Genomic DNA, 23,620 nt, shown 5'->3' with positions numbered 1-23,620 from the left:
GAGCGTGCCGGAAAGGGGGGGCAAGCCGGCTCAGGGAAGAGCCGGTGTAATCGGGGCGCCTTTTTGAACTACTTCGGGAAGAGGCTGGGGACTTCCCCGAACAACTTGATGGTCCGCATCGCCGTAAGGTTTGCGGTGGCGTTTCCCGTCAGCTTCTGTGCCGTCTCCTGAAGTGCTTCGGACGACGGAAGGGGCGAGAACGACTGCGCTGCGAGCAGCGTCAGAAGCGCGGCGTTTTGTCCCTGAAGGACTTCCACCTGCTTCGCCAGGTCTTGCACGCTTTTCCGCAGATCGTGGATCTCGTTGATTGGCATGGCACCCTCCTCAATACGAATATGCGGTAAACATTAGCCCAACTTTAAGCTGCAGGCAATATCAAAGTATACGGGAATGAGAAAAAGTCTACGCAGGAACGAAACGGAGGCCCCACCGGGGCGGCGGGCGCTCCCCGGCAGCCTTCACGGGGTCGGAGGCGATGGATGGCGGCTGCCGCGAGGGCGCCTTCTGTAACGGGGTTTTGAAGGGGTTCGGGAGGCGCTGCGGCTGGTTGGAGGCTTCTTCCCGCGCTGGCTCGACCTTCGTGCGTCCTCTGCAAGTCTCAGGTATCCCTTCCGCAGCCGCTCCAGGTCCTTCTCGTCCAACTCCTCCATGTTTAGCAGCGCGTTGTTCGCGCTCCCCAGTGAACGGATGATCTCGTCGAGCTTGATCTGGGTTGCAGCGGAGTCCCGGTTCTGTGTGTTCTGGATCAGAAAGACCATGAGAAAGGTGATGATGGTAGTGCTGGTGTTGATGATGAGCTGCCAGGTGTCGCTGAATCCGAAGAGGGGACCGGTGAGGGCCCACAGAGCGATGGAGCCGACGGCAATGACGAATATGGTGGGATGACCTGAGGAATGGGCAGCCCAGGTGGCGAACCTGGCAAAGTGCGAACTCTTCTTGAGCAATGGATACTCCCGCTCACTGTGCAGCATCTACGTTGTTACCGCCTGATGTCAGTGTATCCGTGCCTCCACCGTCGTCAACAAAGGGTGTGGATGATAAAAAAAGGCAGCCGTTCCCGGCTGCCTTCTTCAGCATGTATATAAATAGTGAACTCTACTCCTTGTGCTTCTTCGCGGACTTTCCGCTCTTCCCTTTCTTTTCCTTTTTCTCTTTTTTTCCTGCGGATTTGCCCTTCTTTTTCCCCTTTGCCTTCTTGCCGGCGTCGTCATCGTCGGCGGCTTCGGCCTTCGCCTTCTTCCCCTTGCGGGTAACGGCCTTCTCAGACTTCGCGTGCCGTCCCTTCGAGGAGCGGTACCTGCGGTAGCTGCGCGGCTCCGGGGTCAGCTCGTCCTTTATGTTGCTCAGAAGGACCGTCGGCTCCTCCAGTTCGGGGTCGGCCTTCTTCGCCGCTTCCAGCGACTCCTTTGCCTCGGCGATCCGGCCGTTTTTCATCTGGACCCGCCCCATGGCGTTCAGCGCCTTCGCATGGTCCGGCTTCAGGGTGACCGCCCCCTTGTACTGCTCTGTCGCCTCATCGTACTTTTTCTGGAACTCGTACACGAGCCCGAGCTTGTAGTGGGCGTTCGGGTCGTCCGGGGTGAGCTGCACCCCTTCCTTCAGAAGAGTGACGAGGTCGTCGTAATTCTTGTTCTTCACGTAGATCGCGGTGAGAGCGGTGCGGGCGTCGGCGTCGTCCTTCTTCAGGCGCAGCACCTCGGCGTACTCCTTCGCCGCTTCGTCGTTCAGGTTTCGCTTGCGCTGCAGCGAGGCGAGCTCGCGGTGGGCGTCGAGAAGGTTCGGATCGAGCTTTACCGCAGCGGCGTAGGCCTCCGCAGCAGCCTCCAACTCCTTCGTGTTCTGGTAAGCCCTTGCGAGCTTCAGCTGCACGGAGGCGTCAGCCGGCTTTCTCTTCACCAGTTCCTTGTACTGGTCGAGCGCAGGCTGAAAGGAGCCGCGCAGCGTGTAGATCTCGGCAAGGCGCAGGCGCGCGTCTTCGTTTTCCGGGGTCTGCAGCAGTGTCTGGCGGTATTCCACCACCGCCTCGTCCAGAAGCGCCTTGCGCTCGTACAGCAGACCGAGGTTGTAGTGAAGCTGGGCGTTGTCCCCCTTGTTGCGCAGAGCCTCGCGGTAGGAGACGATCGCCTCGTCGTCGCGCCCCTGAGCCACCTGGCAGTCCCCCAGACGCTGCAGGGCGACCGCGTCGTTCGGAGCCTCCGCGAGGCGCAGCCTGTACTCGGCGGCGGCCTTCTCGATCTCCTTCGCGGCCATAAACTCGTCTCCGAGCCGCACATGGTCCACCTTCGCCTCGGTCGACTCCTGCTTCTGGCGCACAATGCCGGCCAGGACCTCCTCGTACTCGGCGCTCTTCGTGTCCCCCTTGCGGGTGTACCCTTCCGCCAGCAGGCGGTGGACTTCCTTGTTCCCGGGATCTGCGAGCTCGGCCTGTTTCAGCTCACCGACAGCCTTGTCGATCTCACCCCTGTTCAGGAGGAGGGTCCCCAGCCCGAGCCGCGCTCGCCCGTTCCCCGGCTCAAGTACCAGCGCCTTGCGATACTGGTCCTCCGCGTTCTGCATCTGCCCGGCACCGACGTATGCCGCGGCGAGTTCGGCAAGGATCGACGCGTCGTTCGGGAAGGCGTTCACTGCCTCCTGGTAGTGATAGATCGCCAGCAGGTAGAGCTGCTTCTGGCTGAACACCCGCCCGAGCCCCTTGTTGTAGCGGGGATCCCCCTGCTTCAGCCCTGCGGAGAGCTCCACGGCGGCTTCCTCGCTCGCCCCCCTCTCCACGTGGATGAGGCCGAGGTTTCCGCTGGCGGCGTAGAAGGCGGGATCGAGCCTGAGGGCCTCGCGGTACTCGGCAGCCGCCGCGTCGGGGTTTCCGGAGCGCTCCAGCTGAAGGCCCTTCAGGTAGTGCCCGGCAGGGCCGTTGGGGCAGAGTTCCTTAACCTTCGACTCGGCTTCTCTTCTTTTCGCATCGCTCGACTTTGCGGGGATATCGAGGATGATGCGTTTGGCGTTGCGGCAGCTGTCGCTGGCCGGGAAAGGCCAGTCGAATCCGGTCGTGAAGAGGCTCACGGCCAGAAGCGGCAAGAGGGCTTTTTTATATTTCTGCATGTATTTCCTTTTTCGTTCCGGCACTTGTAGCGGGTCCGGGGCATGCTCTTTTCGATCCCGTCGCGGCGGCTCCCCCTTCTCCTGCTTCGTGCGGGGAGGGGATAAAATGAAAAGAGCGCTGTAAAAAATTCTCCCTCATGTGGGAGTCTTGCTCTGTCGATAGAGTTCAGGACGGGGGATTATACACGGCGCGAAGGGAAACTTCAATTCCAAAGAGGAAAATCCCAGTGATTCCGAGAGGGTGGAAGGGGTGCTGATGGCGGATCCGGGCCCCTGCCGGCGGGTGGATTACCTTGACTTTCAGCCTAAAGATGGTTAAATCAACTGTCAGGCCAGCCTTTATCATTAAAAGTCTGCGTGTACGCAGTCTGCTTCGGGATGCTGCCACCTTGCAGGATTAATTGGTGCAGCCTCCCTGCGCGAGGGGTATCATGGCGGTAATTCCGAAGGAGCCGTTGGAGTGGCTGAGTCTATTTCGCCAGCAGATGGACGAGATCTTTCAGTACCTCTCGAGCCTGGAGGGGAAGGAAGGATTCTCGGAGCAGGAGCCGCCGTTGGTCGACGTCTATGAGACCCCTGACTCCTTCGTCGTGGAGGTGGAACTTCCGGGGTGCGCCCCGAAGGACATCTCCCTGAGCATCTGCTGCTCCACCCTCGTCATCGAGGGGATGAAGCGACAGGAGGCGCAGCCGGGGGTGAACTACATCTGCCTGGAGCGCCGCTACGGGCGCTTCTGCAAGGCTGTCGAGATCTCACCCGCGGCGGATGTCGACAACGTGAACGCGACTATGGCAAAGGGGCTTCTGGTCGTTGCCTTCCCCTGGGCCAAGAGCAAGAAGACGCACATCCGGGAGATTCCCATCAAGTAAGGAGATGTAACATGGCGGAAAACAGGCAGGAAACCGAAGAACTGAGCATACCGGATGTTCTGCCGCTCCTCCCGGTACGGGACGTGGTTGTCTATCCCTACATGATCCTTCCCCTTTTCGTGGGGAGGGAGATGTCGATAAACGCCGTCGACTATGCGCTGGCCAAGGACAGGATGATCTTCCTCGCCACCCAGAAGGAGGTGGGGGAGGAGGACCCGACCCCCGACTCGATCTACCGCGTCGGCACCGTGGCGATGATCATGCGCATGCTGAAGCTCCCCGACGGGCGGGTGAAGATCCTGGTGCAGGGGCTAACGAAGGGGCGCGTCGCCGAGTACCTGGAGGAGAAGCCTTTCTACTCCGTGCGGGTCGACCGCGTCATCGAGCCGGCAGCCGCCGAGAACACCATCGAGGCGGAGGCGCTCATCAGGACGGTGAAGGAGGAGCTGGCAAAGATCGTGGCCCTCGGGAAGGCAGTTTCTCCGGAGGTCATGGTGATCGTGGAGAACATGCAGGAGCCCGGCAGCCTCGCCGACCTCGTCGCCAGCAACATCGGGCTGAAGGTCGATGAGGCGCAGTCCCTCCTGGAGATGACCAATCCCCTCGAGCGCCTGAAGAGGGTGCACGACTTCCTCAACAAGGAGAGCGAGCTCCTGAACATGCAGGCCCGCATCCAGTCCGCCGCGAAGGAGGAGATGGGGAAGAGCCAGCGGGAATACTATCTGCGCGAGCAGCTGCGCGCCATCCAGCAGGAGCTCGGCGAGACCGACGCCAGAAGCGAGGAGATGGCGGAGCTGAGAAAAGGGATCGAGGGGGCGAAGATGCCCCCGAACGTGGAGAAGGAGGCCTTCAAGCAGCTGGGGCGCCTGGAGCAGATGCACCCGGACGCCGCGGAGGCGGGGATGCTGCGCACCTATCTCGACTGGCTGGTGGAGATCCCCTGGAGCAAGGCGAGCAAGGACGCGCTGGAGCTGAAGAGGGCGAAGGAGATCCTGGACGAGGACCACTACTACCTCGACAAGATAAAGGAGCGCATCCTCGAGTTTCTCGCGGTGCGCAAGCTGAAGAAGAAGATGAAGGGTCCGATCCTCTGCTTCGTCGGCCCTCCGGGGGTCGGCAAGACCTCCCTCGGGAAGTCCATCGCCCGCGCCATGGGACGCAAGTTCGTGCGCATCTCCCTTGGCGGTGTGCGCGACGAGGCGGAGATCAGGGGGCACCGGCGCACCTATGTCGGCGCGCTCCCCGGACGGATCATCCAGGGGATCAAGCAGGCGGGGACGAACAACCCCGTCTTCATGCTGGACGAGCTGGACAAGCTCGGCTCCGATTTCCGCGGCGACCCCTCGTCCGCCCTTCTGGAGGTTCTCGATCCGGAGCAGAACAACAGCTTCTCGGACCACTACATCAATCTCCCCTTCTCCTTGGCAAACGTCATGTTCATCGCCACGGCGAACCAGATCGACACGGTGCCGGGGCCGCTGCGGGACAGGATGGAGGTGATCTCCCTCTCCGGCTACACCGAAGAGGAAAAGCTGGAGATCTCCAAGCGCTACCTCGTGCCGAGGCAGGCGAAGGAGAACGGCATCACGGAGGATATCATCACCTTCTCGGAGGAGGCGCTGCGCGCCATCATCTCCAAGTACACCCGGGAGGCGGGGCTTCGAAACCTTGAGCGCGAGATCGGCACCGTCTGCCGCAAGGTCGCCCGCAAGGTCGCGGAGGGGTCCGAGAAGAAGTTCATCATCACAGCCGGTAACCTGGCGAAGTACCTCGGCCCCCCGAAGTTCCTGCGCGAGAAGGAGATGGAGAAAAACGAGATCGGCGTCGTCACCGGTCTTGCCTGGACCCCTGTCGGCGGCGAAGTCCTCTTCGTGGAGGCGAGTACCATGAAGGGGAAAGGGGGGCTCACCCTCACCGGGCAGCTCGGCGATGTCATGAAGGAGTCCGTGCAGGCGGCACTTTCCTACATCCGCTCGCGCGCCGCGGAGCTGAAGCTCCCTGAGGACACCTTCAGCTCGCTCGACATCCACGTCCACGTCCCGGCAGGCGCCATCCCTAAAGACGGCCCGTCTGCGGGGATCACCATGGCCACAGCGCTCGTCTCGGCCCTCACGAAGGTCCCGGTGCGCAAGGAGGTGGCGATGACCGGCGAGATCACCTTGCGCGGCAAGGTCCTCCCCATCGGCGGGCTGAAGGAGAAGATCCTCGCGGCCGCGCGTCTGGGGATCCGCACCATCGTCATCCCGGAGGAGAACGTGAAGGACCTCGAGGATGTGCCGAAGACGATCCTCAGGAAGGTGAAGATCGTCAGTGCCTCCAGCATCGACCAGGTCCTCGCCGTCGCCCTGGAGCAGTACCCGCCGCCGAGCGAGCCGAAGACGCCGGCTCCGGCGAAGGCGAAGTCGCCGCGCCAGCGCCCGCTTCCGCCGACCCGCAAAAGCCCCACTGCGGGAGCGAAAGGATGAAGGTGAAGGATCTCGGGGAATTCGGACTGATCGACCGCATCGCTGCCAGGGCCCACACGGGCCCTGGCGTTCTTTTGGGGATCGGGGATGACTGCGCGGGGCTCGCCCCGACCCCCGGTACCGTCACCCTCATCACCTCGGACATGCTCCTGGAGGGGGTGCACTTCGACCTCTCCTTTACCGACCCCCGCACCTTGGGGAGGAAATCCCTCGCCGTCAACCTCTCCGACGTCGCCTCCATGGGGGGAGTCCCGCGCCAGTTCCTGCTCGGCATCGCCCTTCCGAAAGAAGCTTCCCTCGAATTTATGGACCCCTTCGTATTCGGCATGCTGGAGATGGCCGAGCGCTACGGCGCGGTGCTGGTTGGGGGGGACACCTGCTCCAGCAAGGGGGGGGTCGCCATTTCCATCACAGCTCTCGGGGAGCAGATTCCCGGGCGGATACTGAAGAGAAGCGGAGCGGCGGCAGGGGACCTCGTCTTTGTGACGGGGACTGTCGGGGACGCGGCGGCAGGACTCGCCCAGCTCAGAAGAGGTGAGAGGTCGGGAAGACTGGTGCAGCGCCAGCTCGATCCGACGCCGCGGGTGGAAGCTGGGGTGGCCCTTGCCGAGGGTGGAGTGGTGAGCGCCATGATAGACGTGAGCGACGGCGTACTCGCCGACCTCGGGCATATCTGCGACCTCTCCGCGGTGGGGGCGCGCCTCGAGCTCTCCCGGCTCCCCCTTTCGGGGGAATACCGCGCTTTCTGCGGCGACGATCCGTATTCCCTGGCACTAAGCGGCGGCGAGGACTACGAGCTCCTCTTTACCGCTCCGTCTGCGCATGAGAGAGAGGTGCTGGCGATTGTGGAGGGAGTGGGGCTTTCCTGCACGGTGATCGGGGAGATTGTTGAAGGGAAGGGTATAGAGCTAGTGGGGCCGGGGGGGGAGCCGTACGCGGTTTCCGGGAAGGGGTTCGATCACTTTGGCTGAAGAAACCGAATTCCTCCCGGTCCCCCTTCGCGAAGGCTCATCCGACAATTCCGGGGAAGCCGTAGCATGTTCCAATGAAAGGGCGCACGAGGCCTCGCGTCCCCCCCTTTGCGAAGGGGGGACAGGGGGGATTTGACTTGGCCAGGAGGGTCCTGCAAAGTGCGCAACTGCTGTGGTCTCAAGCCAAAACTGGTGGTGCCCATGTCGTTGATCTTTAGACTGCCGCAGCACTGCGGTTCGACGACCGAGATGTACTGATAAACGAGCTGCGGTTCTGGAGGAGAGGTGAAGATTAAATCCCCCCTGCCCCCCCTTCGCAAAGGGGGGAACGTTAGGCCTTCTGCAGTGCTTCGTGGGAATGTACCGAGATCCCCCTGAATCCTCGGATGAGCCTTCGCGAAGGGGGGAACGGAGGCCTCCTGTTCCTGTGATGGCACGGACATCGCGGATTGCGCGCGCCGCCTCTCTTCCCAGAGCGCGGAAGGACTCATTTACCCGCTGATGCTGACTGCGACTTTTCTGCTCCTCGGGCCGTCGAACTCGCAGAAGAAGATCGCCTGCCACGTCCCCAGGATGAGCCGCCCCCCTTCGATGAAGATCCTCTCGGAGCTTCCCACCAGCGTCGTTTTCACGTGAGCCGCGGAATTCCCTTCCGCGTGGGTGAAGTACGGGGCATCCGGCACCAGCCGGTCGAGGCAGGCGACCATGTCGTGCTGCACGGCAGGGTCGGCACCTTCGTTGATGGTGACTGCCGCAGTCGTGTGCGGCACGAAAACGTCGCAGATCCCTTCCCGCACCCCTGCGCTCTCCACAAGCTGCTGCACGCGCTCTGTAATGTCGATCATCTGGCTCTTGCGCTTCGATTCCACCTTCAGATAATGAACCATCCCCTCACCTTCCCTTGTTGAGGTTCATGCGCAGCTTCCCCAGGTACTTGTTGAGGGGGTGGGCGCGTGACAGAAAGGGGAGGACCGGTTTTTTCCGCGTCCCCAGCGCCTTCAGTTCCGCCACTATTTCGGGGTTCTTCTCGATCCTCAGCCCGAGCTGGAAGATCCTGATCGCCTCTTTCTTGCGCCCGGCCAGACGCTGGACCTTGCCGAGCCGGAAGAAGTGCACCGAATTCTTCGGATCTTTCTTCACCGCCTCCTGGCAGAGGAGGACGCTGGCGTAAAACTCCGAGTTGTACTGCGCGAGGCAAAGGCCGAGGTGGGACAGGTAGAGGGGGCGACGATCGAGTTCGACTGCGCCCTTCATCGACTTTATGGCTGCGCCGTGATTGCCGGCCGCCAGTGCCTCAACCCCTTCCTGATACAGCTTCTTTCCCTCGCTCGCCGAGATCTTTCCGAGCGGTCCCGCTTCCGTGCCGTTCATGCGCACTTCCTTTCTCTGTGTGGCGTAGTACCAGTTCCAGCGGCGCCGCAAGGGGCGGGGCTGCGAACACCCCCACTATAGCATCAAAGAATCTCCATACAAAACTTATTAAAAGGTGCACCCCTTTTCCGGCTTCCAACGTTGACGATCCCTTAAAAACCTGTCCCCCGTCGCCTATTTGCGCCGTCGGGGGAGCGGGAGAAAAGTGCGGGCAGGGTTGAAAAAAAAAGAGATCTATGCTCTAATCGCCGAGCCATGGAAGAATCCGCCTACATCGGGTTGGGGAGCAACCTGGGAGACCGCGAGGGTGCGCTGCTTTCGGCTGTTGCCGAACTGGGCCGCATCCCCGGAACCAGGGTCACCGCCCTTTCCCGTTTCTACGTCACGGAGCCGGTCGGCCCGGTGGCGCAGGAGAATTTCTACAACGCGGCGGCGCGGGTTGCCACAGCTCTTGACCCCTTCGAGCTTCTGGCTCACCTGAAGAGGATCGAAACCGAGGTCTTCCGGCGCGAGCCGACGGTCCACTGGGGCCCGCGAACCCTCGACCTGGACATCCTCATCTTCGGAGACTGGGTCGTCGATTCCGCGGAGCTCACCATCCCGCATCCCCGCCTCTTCGAGCGGCGCTTCGCGCTGCAACCGCTCGCCGACATCGCCCCCGACCTGATGCACCCGGTCCTGGGTAAGACCGTCGCCGAACTCCTCGCCGCACTGAAAGGGAGCGAGCGGGTTGAGGCGCTCTAGGAGGACGACGTGCGCATACTGATCTGGATTTTGCTCGGCTACCTGGTCCTGCGCATGTTGCGGGGGCGCAAGGAGGTCAGGGCGGAAAAGGGGCGCGTCGCCGCGGCTGAGACGCACCGCGATCCGGTATGCGGCACTTTCGTTGCCGAGTCGGACGCGGTCGTCGGGATCCTCGACGGCAAAAGGCATTACTTCTGCTCCAGGTCGTGCCTGGAGCGGTTTCGGGAAGAGATAGAACAGAAAGCAACACCAAACCAAAGTGGAGGGAAGGGATGAAGTTTTTTATCGATACAGCCGACGTGCGGGAGATCCGTGAAGCAAACGAGCTCGGGCTCGTGGACGGAGTCACCACCAACCCGTCGCTGATTGCCAAATCCGGCAGGCGCTTTGAAGACGTCATCAAGGAGATCACCGAGATCGTCGACGGCCCCATTTCGGCGGAGGTCATCTCGCTGAACCATGACGGCATGGTCGCCGAGGCAGAGGAACTGGTAAAGATTCACAAGAACATCGTGATCAAGCTCCCGATGACGCCGGAAGGGCTCAAGGCCTGCAAGACCTTGACCTCCCGCGGGATCAAGACGAACGTGACCCTGATCTTCACCCCGATGCAGGCGCTTCTCGCCGCGAAGGCGGGTGCTACCTACGTCTCCCCCTTCGTCGGCCGCCTCGACGACATCTCCCAGGACGGCATGGGGATCATCGGCGAGATCAGGCAGATCTTCGACAACTACAACATGACCGCGGAGATCATCGTGGCGAGCGTGCGCAATCCGATCCACGTGCTCGATTCGGCAATGATCGGCGCCGACGTCGCAACCATCCCCTACAGCGTCATGCTGCAGCTTGCCAAGCACCCGCTGACGGACGCCGGCATCAAGAAGTTCCTGGAAGACTGGGAGAAAGTACCGAAGTAAGGAAAGGCCCGCGCCCCCTCCTGCGAGGGGGCGCATATTTCGAAAGGGGTCGGTGCCGGGCACCTTGTCAGCGCTTTCCCCTCCTTTCAGAGGGAGGGGGAGAGGGTGAGGCGTGGGAGAGCCGGTAGTGACAAAACCGGAAGGCGGTTGCAGCTAGCTCCGGTTTTTTCTTTTCTGCAGCTTCACATAGGCAACGATCAGAAGGGCGCTCAGAACCACCACCACCGCGAGGGCATGGTGGGAGTAGCGCATGATGAGCTCCTGGTTCTCGCCGATGACGTAGCCGATGACGGTAAGGACCGTGACCCAGATCCCGGCGCCGAGGACCGTATAGAGGCAGAACTTCAGGTGGTTCATCCGCGCAAGCCCCGCGGGGAGGGAGATGAGGTGGCGCACCACCGGCAGGAGCCGCCCGATGAAGGTGGAAATCTCGCCGTGGCGCTGGAAGAACTCCTCCACCTTCGCGAACTTCTCCTCGGTGATGAAGACGTACTTGCCGTACTTCAGCAGAAGGGGGCGCCCCAGGTATTGCGCGGCGAAGTAGTTTGCATAGGCGCCGACCAGGCTTCCAGCGGTGCCGCAGATGATGGCCATCACGAGGTTCATTTCCCCTTGGGCCGCCCAGTACCCCGCCGGGGGCATGACCAGTTCGCTCGGAATGGGGATGATGGAGCTTTCCATGGCCATCAGGAGAAAAATCCCGGTGTACCCCCAGGTCAGTATCGTCTGTAACAGCCAATCAACCACAGCATGCATGCAGTTCTTCTCCTTTTCTTTTTGCCAAACCGGCATTTTATACGGGCGTCGGTAAAAAGACGACAAAAATAATGCAGGATGTCATGAAAAAACAGATCTATGTGATCGGCCACAGAAACCCCGATACCGACTCCGTCGCTTCCGCCATCGCCTACGCCGAACTGAAGCGGATGCAGGGGGAAGAGCAGGTTATCGCAGCGATGGCGGGAGCGCCGAACCCGCAGACCTCCTACATCCTGAAGCGTCTCGGGCTCCCTGCTCCCCTCTATCTTCCCGACGTGCACCCGAAAGTGCGGGATGTGGTGACGAGGACGCCGGTCACGGTGGCGGCGAGCGAGCCGCTGGTAAAGGCGCTGCAGCTCTTCCACAAGAACGGCATCCGCGTCCTGCCGGTCCTCGACGAGGAGAGGCGGCCGATGGGGGTGGTTTCCCTCCTGAAGCTCTCCGAGCTCGTTCTCCTGACGGGGCACGACAACCTGCGGCTTGTTACCGCCTCCCTCTATTCCCTCGCCCAGTGCCTCGGCGGCACCTTCCTGTGCGGTGAGCCGAACGAGGTGACGGAGACCCTCTACCTCTTCATCGGGGCGATGGCGGAGGGCTCCTTTGCCTCCCGCATCGAAGGGTTCACCGCCTCGAAGCTCATCGTGGTGACCGGAGACCGCCGCTCCATCCAGATTGCGGCGATCGAGCGCGGGGTGCGCCTCCTGGTGGTGACGGGCGGGCTCCCGGTGGACGCCGACGTCATTGCACTCGCCGCCGAGAGGGGGGTCGTCGTCATCTCCACAAAGCTCGACACCGCGGCGGCGGTTTCCGCGGCGCGTCTCGCCACTCCGGTGGGGCTCCTCGCCGAGCCCTCCTTCGAGTCGATCGGGGTCGGCGAGCCGCTGGGGCGCCTGAAGGAGAAGCTCCTCTATGCGAGTGCGGTCCTCGCACTCGAAACGGACGGCACCCTCGCGGGGGTGGCCACGAAGTCGTCCCTTCTGGCCCCTCTCCCCTACGCCCTCATCCTCGTGGATCACAACGAGCTCGGGCAGGCAGTGCCGGGCGCAGAGGACGTGGAGATCCTCGAGGTGATAGATCACCACAAGCTGGGGAATGCGGGCACCCCGCAGCCGATCCCCTTCACGACTGCGCCGGTGGGGAGCACCTGCACCCTGGTGGCGAACCTTTTCCGCGCGGCCGGGCTCACCCCCGGCGGGAACAGCGCAGCACTTCTCCTGGCCGGAATTCTCTCCGACACCGTCATCCTCAAGTCCCCGACGACGACGGACCGCGACCGCCTGGCGGTGCAGTGGCTCTCCGGCCTTGCCTGCCTCGACCACAGCGCCTTCGGCGCCGACATCTTCGCGGCCTCCGCGGCCCTTTCCCAGTACGGGAGCGCAGACCGCATCGTCTCCTCCGATTTCAAGCTCTTCGAGGAGGGTGACACCCGCTTCGGGGTGGGGCAGGTGGAGGTCTTCGGCCTCGACGAGTTCCGCGCCATGAAGGAGGAGCTCTCCTCCGCACTCGCCGACCTGCGCGAGCGGGAGAGCCTCGACATGGCGGGGCTCATGGTGACTGACATCTCCAGCGAGAGCACCATGTTCCTCATGGACGGGGGGCAGGGGCTCCTGCGCCTCATGGGGTACCCGCAGCCAGAGCCGCGGGTCTTCGAGATGAAGGGGGTCATGTCGCGCAAGAAGCAGCTCGTTCCGCATCTTCTGAAAGTCCTGGGGGGACGCTGATGAAGTCGTTTCTGGACAGGGTACGCCATACCGTCCTCGTCGGCGACGGTGCGGTGGGGACCATGCTCTACGCCAAGGGGGTGGCGCTGGAGGCGAATTTCGAGCACCTGAACCTGGTGCGCTCGAGCCTCGTGGAGGAGTTGCACCGCGAGTACCTGGATGCCGGCGCGCAGGTCATCGAGACGAACACCTTCGGCGCGAACCTGGCGAAGCTCTCCGCCATCGGTCTTGCCTCGAAGGTGGCCGAGATAAACCGCCAGGGGGCGATAATCGCGCGACGGGCGACCGCGGGGCGCGACGTCTTTGTCGCAGGCTCCATCGGACCCCTCGGGCGCGGCAAGGCGGACCTCAGCGTTGAGGAGGCGCTCGCGGCCTTCCGCGAGCAGGCGGCGGCGCTCGCCGACGGCGGGGTCGACCTCTTTATCCTGGAGACCTTCAACGATCTGGAGGAGCTGGAGTGGGCCCTCGAGGGGGCGAAGGAGACGGGGCTTCCGGTGGTGTGCAACCTGGCCTTTGGCGAGGGGGCGCGACTGGCGGGTGGGATCGAGGCGGAGGAGGCGGCGCTTCGCGTGGTGCGCGCCGGTGCCGATGTCGTGGGGGCGAACTGCGGAGCGGGTCCCCTTGAGCTTTTGAAGACGCTGAAGAGGATCGCGGCGGTGACCGAGGTCCCGCTCGCTGCCTACCCCAACAGCGGCTTCCCCGAATATTTCGAGGGGCGCTACATCTACCGCGCCACCCCCGAATACCTCTCAGGTATGGCGGCCGAGATGGTCGAGGCGGGGGCTGCCCTCGTCGGCGGCTGCTGCGGCACCACGCCGGCCCACGTGCGGGCGATCGCGGCCCGGGTGGCGGGGCTCGCGCCGGGGGAGCGGCGGGTTGCCACCGTCACCTTCCCGAGCGCCGACGCGCGCCGCGAGCGTGGAGGGGGAGAGGGATTCCTCTCCGGGTGGGGGAGCCGTGCCGTCGTGACGGTGGAGCTCGATCCCCCGAAGGGGCTCGATTGCACGAAGATTCTGGAGGGGAGCAGGACGCTGAAGGAGGCCGGCGCCGATGCCATCAACCTGGCGGAGAACCCGCTGGCGAGGGTGCGCATGGGCAATCTCGCCCTGGCGGCGCTGGTGCGGCGCGAGGTGGGGATCGAGACGATAGCGCACGTGACGTGCCGCGACAGGAACCTCCTCGGCCTGCAGTCCGACCTCATGGGGGCGAGCCTTCTGGGGATCAGCTCGATCCTCGCGGTGACGGGGGACCCTGCGACGCTCGGCGAGGATGCCGGCGCCTCGTCGGTCTTCGACCTCAACTCCTTTACCCTCATAAAGCTCCTGAGCGACCTGAACCACGGCGTCAACGCGCTGGGGAACCCGATCGGGAAGGGGACCGGCTTCACCATCGGTGCCGCCTTCAACCCGAACGTGCAGAAGATGGAAGTGCAGGTGCAGAGGCTGGAGAAGAAGGTGGCAAACGGGGCGGTCTTCGCCCAGACGCAGCCGATCTACCAGATCTCGCGGCTGTACGAGATGCTCGACCGCACCTCCCATCTCTCCGTCCCGATCCTCCCCGGGGTACTCCCCCTGGTGAGCGGCAGAAACGCGGAATTCCTGCACAACGAGGTCCCCGGTATCACCATCCCGGAGGAAATAAGGCGCAGGATGGCGGGGCTCACCGGTGACAAGGGGGTCCGCGAGGGGCTGGCGATCGCGAAGGAGCTCATCGAAGAGGCGCTGCAGCACGTCGGCGGCTTCTACCTCATAGCCCCCTTCGGGAAGTGCGACGTCGTGGCGGAGCTAGTCCGCTTCATCAGGGAGAGAGAGGCAGACGCGAAGGCCGCCGGGCGTATACATAATCGCGCTCCAGAGAGTTCCATGCTATGACTTGCAGCCGGGTTCATTAACCGAAGATCCTGCCGCAATTCCGGCGCTTTTGACTCACATCATGTTTCTAAAAAGGAGGGGGAGGCACAATGAAAAAGGACATCCTGGCAAAAGGGGCGATACTCCAGCGGGACAAGGAGACGTACGCCATCGCGCCGCACATTCCGGGCGGGCTGGTGGACACTGCAACGCTGAGAAAGATCTGTGACGTGGCGGACAAGTACCAGGTGCAGGCCCTGAAGCTGACCTCGGCGCAGCGGATTGCACTGGTCGGCATAAAGGAAGAGGAACTCGATGCGGTCTGGGCCGACCTCGCGCAGCAGCCGGGGGCGGCGATCGGCCTCTGTGTGCGTTCTGTGAAGATCTGCCCGGGGACCACCTTCTGCAAGCGGGGCATCCAGGATTCGGTCACGCTCGGGCTCAAGATCGACGAGATCTACCACGGCATGGAACTGCCGAACAAGATGAAGATGGGGGTCTCCGGATGCATCCTCTCCTGCGCGGAGCCTGCGGTAAAGGACATCGGGGTCATGGGGACCGCCAAAGGGTGGCGCATCCTCGTGGGTGGAAACGCCGGGAGCCGTCCGCGCCTCGCCGACCTGCTGGTGGACGACGTGCCGACCCAGGAAGAGGTGCTCGACATCATCTCCCGCATCATCGAGTTCTACAAGAAGTCCTCCAGGAAGGAACGCCTGGGGAGGATCGTAGAGGAAATGGGTATCGAGGCATTCCGCGCCGAGATTCTCGGTTCCGCTCAGCCGGCGCCCGCCGGCGTATAAGGTACGAGGAAGGCTAGCAGCCGGTCCTCGAGAAGGGGGTTTTTCCAGTTGGCACTTATCGAGGATCGGCTGTACACGCGCATCAAGAACCGCATCGGCTCCGCCATTGCGGACTATGACCTTATCAGCGAAGGGGACCGGATCGCGGTCGGGATCTCCGGGGGAAAGGACTCCTACACCCTTCTGCACATGCTGGACGTACTCAGGCGGCGCGCGCCGGTGCGCTACGAGCTGGTGGCGATCAACATCGACTCCGGCTACCCCGGCTTCCGTGCGGATCTGATCGAAAAGCACCTGCAGGAGGAAGGCTTCACCTACCACATGGAGAAGACCGACCACTACGGGATCATCTCCGAAAAACGCCGCCCCAACTCTTCCTACTGTTCCATCTGTGCCCGCCTGAAGCGCGGCGCCCTGTACGGCCTGGCGCAGCAGTACGGCTGCAACAAGCTGGCGCTCGGGCACCACATGGACGATTTCATCGAGACCCTTCTCCTGAACCAGTTCTTCGTCGGTTCGCTAAAGGCGATGTCCCCGAGCATGCTCGCCGACAACGGCGTCACCACCGTCATCCGCCCCCTCGTCTACGTCCCGGAAAGCGATATCATCCCGTTTTCCCGCAACAACCGCTTCCCGGTGGTGTGCTGCCGCTGCCCCGTGTGCGGGAGTGCCGATTTGCAACGGAAGCGGATGAAGGAGTTGCTGGCGACGCTGGAGCGGGAGAATCCGCAGATCAAAAAGAGCCTCCTGAAGGCGCTCTCCAACGTCCACCCGCGCCACCTGCTCGACAAGGGGCTCGCGAGGATCCCTTCCTGACGCAAGTCGCTGATGATGTCCTTTACGGTGAGATAACCGCAGTAGAGCACTATTCCTACTGCACAAAAGACCATCGGTTCCATGGGCGTTCCCTCCATTGTTGATGATTGGAGGGTAGCACGGAAGGGCGACAGAAAATGTCGCGTGCTAGTGCAGTCGGACCGGTCCGACCGGTCTGGCAGGTCTTAGAGGAGTTTTCCATGACGCAAAAGAACGTGCAGCGGCTGCGCCTGGCGGTGCAGGCGGGGTTTCTCTTTTTCTCCCTCTACCTGGGGGCGCAGTTTTACCGCTTCGTCCTCCACTTCCGCTCCGGCGGCGCGACACCGCTCGTGGCGCGTCCCGACGGAGTGGAGGCGTTCCTTCCGATCTCGGGCCTTGTGAGCCTGAAGGGGTGGCTTGCCAGCGGCGAGATCAACAGCATCCACCCCGCGGCCATGGTGATCTTCCTCTCCATCGTGGCGGTATCGCTCCTGCTCAAGAGATCGTTCTGCTCCTGGATCTGCCCGGTGGCGACTCTCGGCGAGTACTCCTGGAAGTGCGGCGAGCGCGGGCTCGGCCGGACCTTCACACCCCCCCGCTGGCTCGACATCGTGCTCCGGGGGCTCAAGTACCTGCTGCTCGTCTTCTTCCTGTACATCGTCGTGCTCGGCATGCCGGGAGAGCAGGTCGCCGCATTCATTGCCTCCGACTACAACAAGATTGCCGACGTGAAGATGCTCGACTTCTTCCTGAACCTCTCGGGAACCGGCCTCGTGGTGGTCCTGGTGCTCGTCGGGCTCTCCTTCTTCCTCAAGAACCCTTTCTGCCGCTATGTCTGCCCCTACGGCGCCCTCCTCGGCCTCGTGTCTTACCTTTCTCCGGTGAAGGTCGAGCGGAGCGCCTCTTCCTGCGTTTCCTGCGGTGCGTGCACGAAAGCGTGTCCGTCGGCCATCGACGTCATGCACAAGGGGAGGGTGCACTCGGAGGAGTGTATCGGCTGCCTCCGCTGCGTAAGCAGCTGCCCGGTCCCCGAAGCGCTGCAACTGCGAGGCTGTGGCGGGAAAAGTGTGATAGGTGGAAGGGCTTTCGCGGTGATGGTGGTGGCACTCTTTGTGGGGGGGACGCTGATCGGCAGGATCACCGGGCACTGGCATTCCTCCATCGGAGTGGAGGAGTACCGCAGGCTTATAGACATCGCCTCCTTCCTCAGTCACTAGGACGTGAGGGAGAGCAACAAAAAAGGGACGGCATATCTGCCGTCCCTTTTTTCGTATCTGACCTTTCGGTGACTACGCTTCCTCTTCTTCTCCCAGCGCAATCTCCCGGTAGGCGCGGTCCTCTTCGAAGCGTCGCGTCTGGGCCTGCTGCTTCTCCAGATCGGCCTTGCACTTCACGCAGTGACGCGCAAAGGGGACGATCTTCAGCCGACCCATCGGGATCTCTTCCTCGCACTCCTCGCAGATGCCGTATTCCCCTTCTTCGAGACGAAGCAGCGCTTCATCTATGTTTCTCAGCTTCTCACGCTCCCGGTCCCCCAGAAGGAGCCCGAGCTCCCTGTCCCGCTCGCTCGAGGCCTGGTCGTAGATGTCGCCGCTCGGCTCGTTCACGGGGAGGTCCGAGCCGGACTTCAACGCTTTGTTGATCTCCTGAAGAGTCTCTTCTTTCATCTTCAGGAGCATTGATTTCAATTCTTCCGGTTTTTCTGTCATGTAAAATCCACTCCGTTTTTGACTGTCCCCATACAGCGACGCTCTGATACAGGAATCGGGGGCATGTCACCCCTTAAAGCGACGCAATAATACAGCAATTGGGGGGCATGTCAAGGTTCATGTAATGATCTCGCCGATGAGATCGTAGTCAGAGGAATCAGTAACTTTCAGCTTTACAAGGTCTCCGATGTTGGCGTTTCCGGCGGTGATATACACCTGTCCGTCTATGTCAGGAGCCTGTCGGGAAGAGCGCCCTTTGAGCAGGAGCTCTGTCTCTTCGCTGTACCCCTCGACAAGAACCTCTTCGATGGAGTTTACCAGTTCTCTGTTCCTCTTAAAGGAAAGACGCGCCTGTGTGCGCATCAATTTCTTGTGACGCTCCCTTTTCACCCGCTCCGATATCTGGTCCGGCATCTCGGCGGCGGGGGTTCCCTCCTCGCGCGAGTAGCAGAAGACCCCCAGCCGGTCAAAGCGGGTCTCCTCAACGAAGTTGAGGAGCTTCTTGAAGTCCTCCACCGTTTCCCCGGGGAAGCCGACGATGAGGGAGGTGCGGATGGCCAGATCGGGGATCTCCCTCCTTAACTTCGCGATGAGCTCGCGGATCTCCCCCTCCCCGCTTCTGCGACCCATCCTCTTCAGGACCGGGTCGCTGATGTGCTGGATCGGCAGGTCGATGTACTTGCACACCTTCGGCTCGTTCTTGATGAGCTCGATGAGGGAGTCGGTGACCCCGTCCGGATAGGCGTACAGTAGCCTGATCCAGCGGATTTCCTCCATCGCCGCAAGCTCCTTGATGAGCTCCTCCAGCGTCGGGGCCTCCGGGAGGTCCTTGCCGTAGGCGGTGATGTCCTGGGCGATGAGGTTCAGCTCCTTCACCCCGCCCGCCACAAGCTGGCGTGCCTCGGCCAGCAGGCTCTCGATGGGGCGGGAGCGGAAGCCGCCGCGCAGGGTCGGGATGATGCAGTAGGCGCAGCGGTTGGAGCACCCTTCCGCGATCTTCAGGTACGCGGTGTAGTACGGGGAGGAGGGGAGGCGCGGCAGCTGGTCGTCGTAGATGAACTCCGGGTTCCCGGTGTAGCACAGCTGCTCGCCGGTGGAGCGGTGCTCGGCGATGATCTCGGCGATGCGCGGGTAGTCGCCGGTGCCGATGAAGATGTCCACCTCCGGCAGCTCCTTCGCGAGCTCCGTCTGGTAGCGCTGCGGGAGGCACCCGCTGACGATGAGGAGCTGGCAGCGAGCGTCGTGCTTGCGGTCGGCGAGATCGAGGATGGTGTCTACGCTCTCCTGCTTCGCTTCCTTTATGAAGGAGCAGGTGTTGACGATGATGACGTCCGCCTCTTTCTCGTCGGTGGTGACCTGGTAGCCGACCTGGGTGAGGCTGCCCAGCATGATCTCGGCGTCCACCAGGTTCTTCGGGCAGCCGAGGCTTACCAAGCTCACTTTCTGAATGATATTTTCGCTCAAATAATTCCCCTTCTGGCGGGCGTGCCCGTCGGCCGCCCGGTGTTGCACGGTTTACTGCCTGAAGTTGACGAACTGCAACTCGATGTCGAGGTCCTTCCCCTTCAGGGTCTTTATGACGTCCTGGAGGTCGTCTATGTTCTTTCCGGTGACGCGCACCTGGTCGTCCTGGATCTGGCTTTGCACCTTCAGCTTCGTCTCTTTTATGACGGCGCCGATCTCCTTCGCCTTTTCCTTGGAGATCCCCTGCTGCACCGTGATGATCTGGCGCACCATGGAGCCGGAGGCGTCCTCCGCTTTCCCCATCTGCAGCGCCTTCGGGGAGATCCCCCGCTTTATGAACTTCGACTGCAGGATTTCAATGATCGCCTTCAGCTTGAAGTCGTCGTCGGCCAGCACCTTGATGCTCTCCTTCTCCATGGTGACCTCCGACTTGCTCCCCTTGAAGTCGTAGCGCTGCGCGATCTCCTTGATCGTCTGGTTGACGGCGTTGTCGACTTCCTGCATGTCCACCTTTGAAACGATGTCGAATGACGGCATGATACCTCCTGAAAAAAAGAATTGAGGTTGAGGTTAAGACTGTCGCCTTAACGGGAACCTCAACCTGTTATGGAATCTGACTCGCGCGCGGAGCGGATGCTATCTCTTCACCACTTCCACCCCTGCCGGGATCTTGAAGGTGAACTTCTCCGAGGAGACGCCGCGGTTCGTCTTCACCTTGCTGAACTCGATCCTGGTGGTGTTCCCCATCTGGTCGTACACCACGCTGGAGACGATCGGGAAGGGGACGCCGGCGCGTCCTTCCGCCACGAAGCGGTCGACCGCCTCCCCCTGCACGGTGAGCTGAAGCTTCGTCATGGCCGGTGTCGGTTTCTTCGGCGTGAGATCGAGGACGTAGTTCCCGTTCTTGTCGCGGGGCTGCGAGGCGAAGGCTGCGGTGAAGTCGCGGGAGATGTGCCCCATCCCGGTGAGGTAGTTGAGCGCCACCGAGTTCCCCCCCTCGAAGAGGTGAGAGACCTCCATCACCATGACCTGCTTGTTTTCGGGGAGATAGTACCATACCGTCTTCCCGTTGGAGACGATCTGCTGTTTCGGCTTCGTGTAGTTGAAGCGGAACATGGCGCCGGAGCGGGCCATCTTGATGAATACCTCGCCCCCCCCCTTCTCCTCGCGCTTCATGGTGGCGAGGGTGCTTCTCTGGCTGAAGTCGGCCTGAAGGTCGTTGAGGCTGCCGTACCCCTGTTCGAGTGCCCGCACCACCTGGGACAGATCGGCCCCGAAGGAGGTGGCTGCGGCGAGGGCGTTGATGATCAGGGCCAGGGCCAAAACAGCGTAGCGTCTCATAGGCTCCCCTTAAAATGTGTAAAGGCGACATGGTCCCTGTCGCCTCCTCGTAAAGCACTGCTTGATTCTGTCGGAAAGGGCGGTCGGTCCGGGTGCCCGGCACTGACACCGCACGATTCTGACCGGTGATTCTGCCATAACTCAGTAAAGGGCGCAACCCCTTTTCAACGCGTCCCCAGCGCCCCGAGAATCGCCTCCACCCCAGCGGCGCCGGGGATGAGGAGTATCCTCCCTTCCCCCGGGAGGTCGGGAACGGTGAAGACTGTCTGGATGATGAGGGGGGGATCTATGGCGAGGGCGCGCGCGAGCGCTGCCTCGGCGATGGCATCGGCTGCGGCGCACTCGAAGACGGGCTCCGAAGGGGAGAGGGGGAGATTGAGGAGCATCCCCACCGCATGGAGGTAGGCCGCCGCGACCTCTCTGCCCCCCTCGACGAGGGGGACGACATCCGCATCGACGAAAGATGCGGCGCCCCCTCCCTTCCCGAGGATCTGGAGGGCGTAACGGTGCGGCAGGAGAATGAGGAGGGATCCGCATACCCCGCCGAAGATCTCCATGGAGAGCCCCACCGCCTGCTCCGGCACGACGGGAGGGGCGATGAGTCGCGGGTCGAGTATCCGGAGGTTCGGGACCTCGAGCACGACCTCCATCTTCATCATGGAGGAAAGCGCGACCGCGGCGTGCCCCATCCCGATGTTACCGGTTTCAGCCAGTGCATCGAGTTCCAGCGGTGAAGGTTTCTCTGGTCTTTTCACGTCCGCGGCACTCCTTCAGTATCCCGATCTACAACAGATCCGCCACGTCGAGTACGGTGATGACTTCGCCGTCACCGAGCGTGGCCCCGCCGGCCACCCCTTTCAGCCTGGAGAGGGGCCTCCCCAGCGGCTTCAGGAAGAGTTCGGCCTGCCCAAGGAGCCTGTCCACCACGAGCCCCACCCGCCGCCCCTTCGCCTCGCTCACGAAAAGGGGGACGATCCCGTCCGGGAAGCGTCCGAGCGGAAGCCCCAGCGAGCGGTTCAGGCTGAGGAGGGGGACCGGCTCCTCCCCGAGGTAGAAAACCTGGCGCTTCCCGATCGTCTCGATCTCATCCCGGTGCAGCTCCACCGTGCGCTGCACGGTGTTCACCGGTATCGCCACTTTCATCTCGCCGCACGTCACCACCAGCGCGTGGATGGTGGCGATGGTCATCGGCAAAAGGAGGGTCATCTTCGACCCGGCACCCGGCTCCGATTCGATGGAGAGGGTGCCGCCGAGCCTCTGGATGGAGGCGTTCACCACGTCCATCCCCACGCCGCGCCCGGAAAGTTCCGTCACCTGCTTCGCGGTGGAGAATCCCGGTATCACAGAGAGCATGAGCGCCTGGCGCGGTGAGAGGTGCTGCGCCTCTTCGGCCGTGATGAGCCCCTTCTTCAGCGCGCTGGCGGTCAACGCCTCCGGGTCGATGCCGCGGCCGTCGTCGCTCACCGTTATCACCACCCGCTCCCGGTCGCGCTGCACCGAGAGTGTCACGACGCCGCGTGCCGCCTTCCCCGCGGCGAGACGCTCCTCTTTCCCCTCCACCCCGTGGTCCACCGCGTTTCTGAGGAGGTGGTTCAGGGGGTCGATGAGCTGCTCCAGGATGCCGCGATCGAGGGAGATGTCCCGCCCCCTCAGTTCGAAGTGGACCTCCTTGCCGCTTTTCTTGGCGATGTCGCGCATGGCGCGCTGGAAGCGCTCGCAGATGGCGTCAAAGGGGATGAGCCGCACCTGCATGACGTCGTCGTGCAGGCGTCTCAGGAGCTTTGAGGTCTCCCCGATCGCCTCGGAGAGGGGGGGGGAGGCGACTTCCTCGCTCACGGTGAGGAGGCGGTGCTTGTTGGCGATGAGCTCGCCGGTGAGGTTGATGAGCCGGTCCAGAAGCTCCGTGCTCACCCGCACGGTGCTGAGCTCCGCCGCGCCCTCGGGGGGGGGCTCTTCCTTCGCCTGCGGCGCGGGGGGGGGGGCAGCGGGTCCGCCGGTATAGTCGGCGAGCCTCTGGGGGAGGTCGCCGGCGGGGCGCATCTCGCTGTCCTTTTCCAGGTCGCGCAGCATCCCCCCCATGAGGTCGGCGCCCTCCAGGAGGAGGTCCCCCACCCCGGCGTCGAACGGCAGCCCCTCGTCCCTGACGCGCACCATCAGGTTCTCCATGGCGTGCGCCACCATAACGACCGGGGCGTAGTCCATGGAGGCGGCCATACCTTTCAGGGAATGGGCGGCGCGGAAGAGGGCGTCGATCTTCCCCCGGTCCTGCGGCGCCTCTTCCAGGGCGACCACCATCTCACCGATCGACTTCACGTATTCGCGCGACTCGGTGATGAAGAGGGTGCGGTACTGCGACATGTCCATGGCTGGTTACCCCTCGGCGGCGTCCCTGATGACCCGGGCGACCGCCTCGGCACTGAACGGCTTTACCACGAAGGACTTTGCCCCGACCGCCTTCGCCTCGGCGATCTGGCTCTCCTGCCCGAGGGATGAGACCATCACCACCTTCGCGGCGGGGTCGAGCGCCATGATCTCCCGCAGCGCCTCTATCCCCGTCTTGTTCGGCATGACGATGTCGAGGGTGGTGAGGTCGGGGCGGATCTCGGAGAATTTGGCCACAGCCTCGGCGCCGTCGGCGGCTTCGGCTACGACCTGGTACCCCGCGTTCTCCACGATGTCCCGCAGCATCTTCCTCATAAAGAGTGAATCGTCGACTATCATGACCTTGGCAGCCACCGCTACCTCCCG

At 62.7% G+C, this 23,620-nt stretch carries 24 protein-coding genes; 11 read left to right on the top strand and 13 right to left on the bottom strand.

The annotated features are described in order from the left end of the window. Positions 1–68: 68 nt before the first annotated feature. The 3 genes from LPW11_RS05165 to LPW11_RS05155 all read right to left on the bottom strand — a co-directional run bounded on the left by LPW11_RS05165 (position 69) and on the right by LPW11_RS05155 (position 3,096). On the bottom strand, positions 69–314 hold the full coding sequence (locus LPW11_RS05165) for a hypothetical protein (RefSeq protein WP_230997068.1): 246 nt from the start codon (positions 312–314) through the stop codon (positions 69–71). A 144-nt stretch (positions 315–458) separates the two neighbouring features. Continuing rightward, complete coding sequence (locus LPW11_RS05160) at positions 459–944, bottom strand: low affinity iron permease family protein (RefSeq protein ID WP_230997067.1); 486 nt, start codon at positions 942–944, stop codon at positions 459–461. Positions 945–1,095: 151 nt separating this feature from the next. Next, positions 1,096–3,096, bottom strand: coding sequence for a tetratricopeptide repeat protein (locus LPW11_RS05155; RefSeq protein ID WP_230997066.1), 2,001 nt, complete (start codon positions 3,094–3,096; stop codon positions 1,096–1,098). Between the two features lie 431 nt (positions 3,097–3,527). Here LPW11_RS05155 and LPW11_RS05150 point away from each other — a divergent pair, with 431 nt between their 5' ends. Genes LPW11_RS05150 through thiL form a run of 3 tightly spaced genes read left to right on the top strand, consistent with a single transcriptional unit; the run spans position 3,528 to position 7,401 of the window. Continuing rightward, complete coding sequence (locus tag LPW11_RS05150; RefSeq protein WP_230997065.1) at positions 3,528–3,965, top strand: Hsp20/alpha crystallin family protein; 438 nt, start codon at positions 3,528–3,530, stop codon at positions 3,963–3,965. A gap of 11 nt (positions 3,966–3,976) precedes the next feature. After that, positions 3,977–6,430 carry an endopeptidase La gene (lon, locus tag LPW11_RS05145; RefSeq protein WP_230997064.1) on the top strand — a complete coding sequence of 818 codons (2,454 nt, stop codon included), beginning with the start codon at positions 3,977–3,979 and terminating at the stop codon, positions 6,428–6,430. Further along, complete coding sequence (thiL, locus tag LPW11_RS05140) at positions 6,427–7,401, top strand: thiamine-phosphate kinase (protein WP_230997063.1); 975 nt, start codon at positions 6,427–6,429, stop codon at positions 7,399–7,401. Before lon ends, thiL begins: the two co-directional genes overlap by 4 nt. A 491-nt stretch (positions 7,402–7,892) precedes the next feature. Here the strand turns inward: thiL and LPW11_RS05135 are convergent, their stop codons facing one another. Both LPW11_RS05135 and LPW11_RS05130 read right to left on the bottom strand, forming a co-directional pair. Then, entirely contained in the window at positions 7,893–8,288 is a 396-nt protein-coding gene (locus LPW11_RS05135; RefSeq protein WP_230997062.1) for a secondary thiamine-phosphate synthase enzyme YjbQ, read from the bottom strand. A gap of 4 nt (positions 8,289–8,292) precedes the next feature. After that, positions 8,293–8,772: a tetratricopeptide repeat protein gene (locus LPW11_RS05130; RefSeq protein WP_230997061.1), complete on the bottom strand. Its 480-nt coding sequence runs from the start codon at positions 8,770–8,772 to the stop codon at positions 8,293–8,295. 255 nt (positions 8,773–9,027) lie between these two features. Here LPW11_RS05130 and folK point away from each other — a divergent pair, with 255 nt between their 5' ends. The 3 genes from folK to fsa are packed head-to-tail and all read left to right on the top strand — an operon-like array spanning position 9,028 to position 10,433. After that, entirely contained in the window at positions 9,028–9,516 is a 489-nt protein-coding gene (folK, locus tag LPW11_RS05125) for a 2-amino-4-hydroxy-6-hydroxymethyldihydropteridine diphosphokinase (RefSeq protein ID WP_230997060.1), read from the top strand. Between the two features lie 9 nt (positions 9,517–9,525). Beyond that, a complete protein-coding gene (locus LPW11_RS05120) occupies positions 9,526–9,792 on the top strand; it encodes a transcriptional regulator (RefSeq protein ID WP_230997059.1) in 267 nt (88 codons plus the stop codon). Further along, positions 9,789–10,433: a fructose-6-phosphate aldolase gene (gene fsa, locus LPW11_RS05115; RefSeq protein WP_230997058.1), complete on the top strand. Its 645-nt coding sequence runs from the start codon at positions 9,789–9,791 to the stop codon at positions 10,431–10,433. The genes LPW11_RS05120 and fsa overlap by 4 nt, the downstream gene beginning before the upstream one ends. 153 nt (positions 10,434–10,586) lie before the next feature. Here the strand turns inward: fsa and LPW11_RS05110 are convergent, their stop codons facing one another. Then, a complete protein-coding gene (locus tag LPW11_RS05110) occupies positions 10,587–11,189 on the bottom strand; it encodes a DedA family protein (protein ID WP_230997057.1) in 603 nt (200 codons plus the stop codon). Positions 11,190–11,272: 83 nt separating this feature from the next. On the opposite strand from LPW11_RS05110, the gene LPW11_RS05105 reads away from it, so the two are divergent. From LPW11_RS05105 to LPW11_RS05085, 5 genes are all read left to right on the top strand, one after another. Continuing rightward, on the top strand, positions 11,273–12,913 hold the full coding sequence (locus LPW11_RS05105) for a putative manganese-dependent inorganic diphosphatase (protein WP_230997056.1): 1,641 nt from the start codon (positions 11,273–11,275) through the stop codon (positions 12,911–12,913). Next, positions 12,913–14,784 (top strand): bifunctional homocysteine S-methyltransferase/methylenetetrahydrofolate reductase, encoded by a 1,872-nt coding sequence (locus tag LPW11_RS05100; RefSeq protein ID WP_230997055.1) that lies wholly within the window; start codon positions 12,913–12,915, stop codon positions 14,782–14,784. Before LPW11_RS05105 ends, LPW11_RS05100 begins: the two co-directional genes overlap by 1 nt. 89 nt (positions 14,785–14,873) lie before the next feature. Further along, positions 14,874–15,563: an NAD(P)/FAD-dependent oxidoreductase gene (locus LPW11_RS05095; protein WP_230997054.1), complete on the top strand. Its 690-nt coding sequence runs from the start codon at positions 14,874–14,876 to the stop codon at positions 15,561–15,563. A gap of 48 nt (positions 15,564–15,611) precedes the next feature. After that, positions 15,612–16,379 (top strand): tRNA 2-thiocytidine(32) synthetase TtcA, encoded by a 768-nt coding sequence (gene ttcA, locus LPW11_RS05090; RefSeq protein ID WP_230997053.1) that lies wholly within the window; start codon positions 15,612–15,614, stop codon positions 16,377–16,379. A gap of 200 nt (positions 16,380–16,579) precedes the next feature. Beyond that, positions 16,580–17,575: a 4Fe-4S binding protein gene (locus tag LPW11_RS05085; RefSeq protein WP_230997052.1), complete on the top strand. Its 996-nt coding sequence runs from the start codon at positions 16,580–16,582 to the stop codon at positions 17,573–17,575. Between the two features lie 72 nt (positions 17,576–17,647). On the opposite strand, the gene LPW11_RS05080 is transcribed toward LPW11_RS05085, so the two are convergent. The 7 genes from LPW11_RS05080 to LPW11_RS05050 all read right to left on the bottom strand — a co-directional run bounded on the left by LPW11_RS05080 (position 17,648) and on the right by LPW11_RS05050 (position 23,608). Further along, positions 17,648–18,067 carry a TraR/DksA family transcriptional regulator gene (locus LPW11_RS05080; RefSeq protein WP_230997051.1) on the bottom strand — a complete coding sequence of 140 codons (420 nt, stop codon included), beginning with the start codon at positions 18,065–18,067 and terminating at the stop codon, positions 17,648–17,650. Positions 18,068–18,184: 117 nt separating this feature from the next. Continuing rightward, complete coding sequence (gene rimO, locus LPW11_RS05075) at positions 18,185–19,519, bottom strand: 30S ribosomal protein S12 methylthiotransferase RimO (RefSeq protein WP_230998246.1); 1,335 nt, start codon at positions 19,517–19,519, stop codon at positions 18,185–18,187. 63 nt (positions 19,520–19,582) lie between these two features. After that, positions 19,583–20,068: a YajQ family cyclic di-GMP-binding protein gene (locus LPW11_RS05070; protein ID WP_230997050.1), complete on the bottom strand. Its 486-nt coding sequence runs from the start codon at positions 20,066–20,068 to the stop codon at positions 19,583–19,585. Positions 20,069–20,167: 99 nt separating this feature from the next. Continuing rightward, a complete protein-coding gene (locus LPW11_RS05065; protein ID WP_230997049.1) occupies positions 20,168–20,872 on the bottom strand; it encodes a LolA family protein in 705 nt (234 codons plus the stop codon). 164 nt (positions 20,873–21,036) lie between these two features. Then, positions 21,037–21,627 carry a chemotaxis protein CheC gene (locus tag LPW11_RS05060; protein WP_230997048.1) on the bottom strand — a complete coding sequence of 197 codons (591 nt, stop codon included), beginning with the start codon at positions 21,625–21,627 and terminating at the stop codon, positions 21,037–21,039. A 28-nt stretch (positions 21,628–21,655) separates the two neighbouring features. Next, positions 21,656–23,236, bottom strand: coding sequence for a chemotaxis protein CheA (locus tag LPW11_RS05055; protein WP_230997047.1), 1,581 nt, complete (start codon positions 23,234–23,236; stop codon positions 21,656–21,658). A 6-nt stretch (positions 23,237–23,242) separates the two neighbouring features. Beyond that, positions 23,243–23,608, bottom strand: a complete 366-nt coding sequence (locus tag LPW11_RS05050; RefSeq protein WP_230997046.1) for a response regulator — start codon at positions 23,606–23,608, stop codon at positions 23,243–23,245. Positions 23,609–23,620 lie beyond the last annotated feature (12 nt).

It is taken from the genome of Geomonas sp. RF6 (assembly GCF_021044625.1).
Lineage (GTDB): Bacteria > Desulfobacterota > Desulfuromonadia > Geobacterales > Geobacteraceae > RF6.
This window is presented reverse-complemented; position numbering and strand designations above follow the sequence as displayed.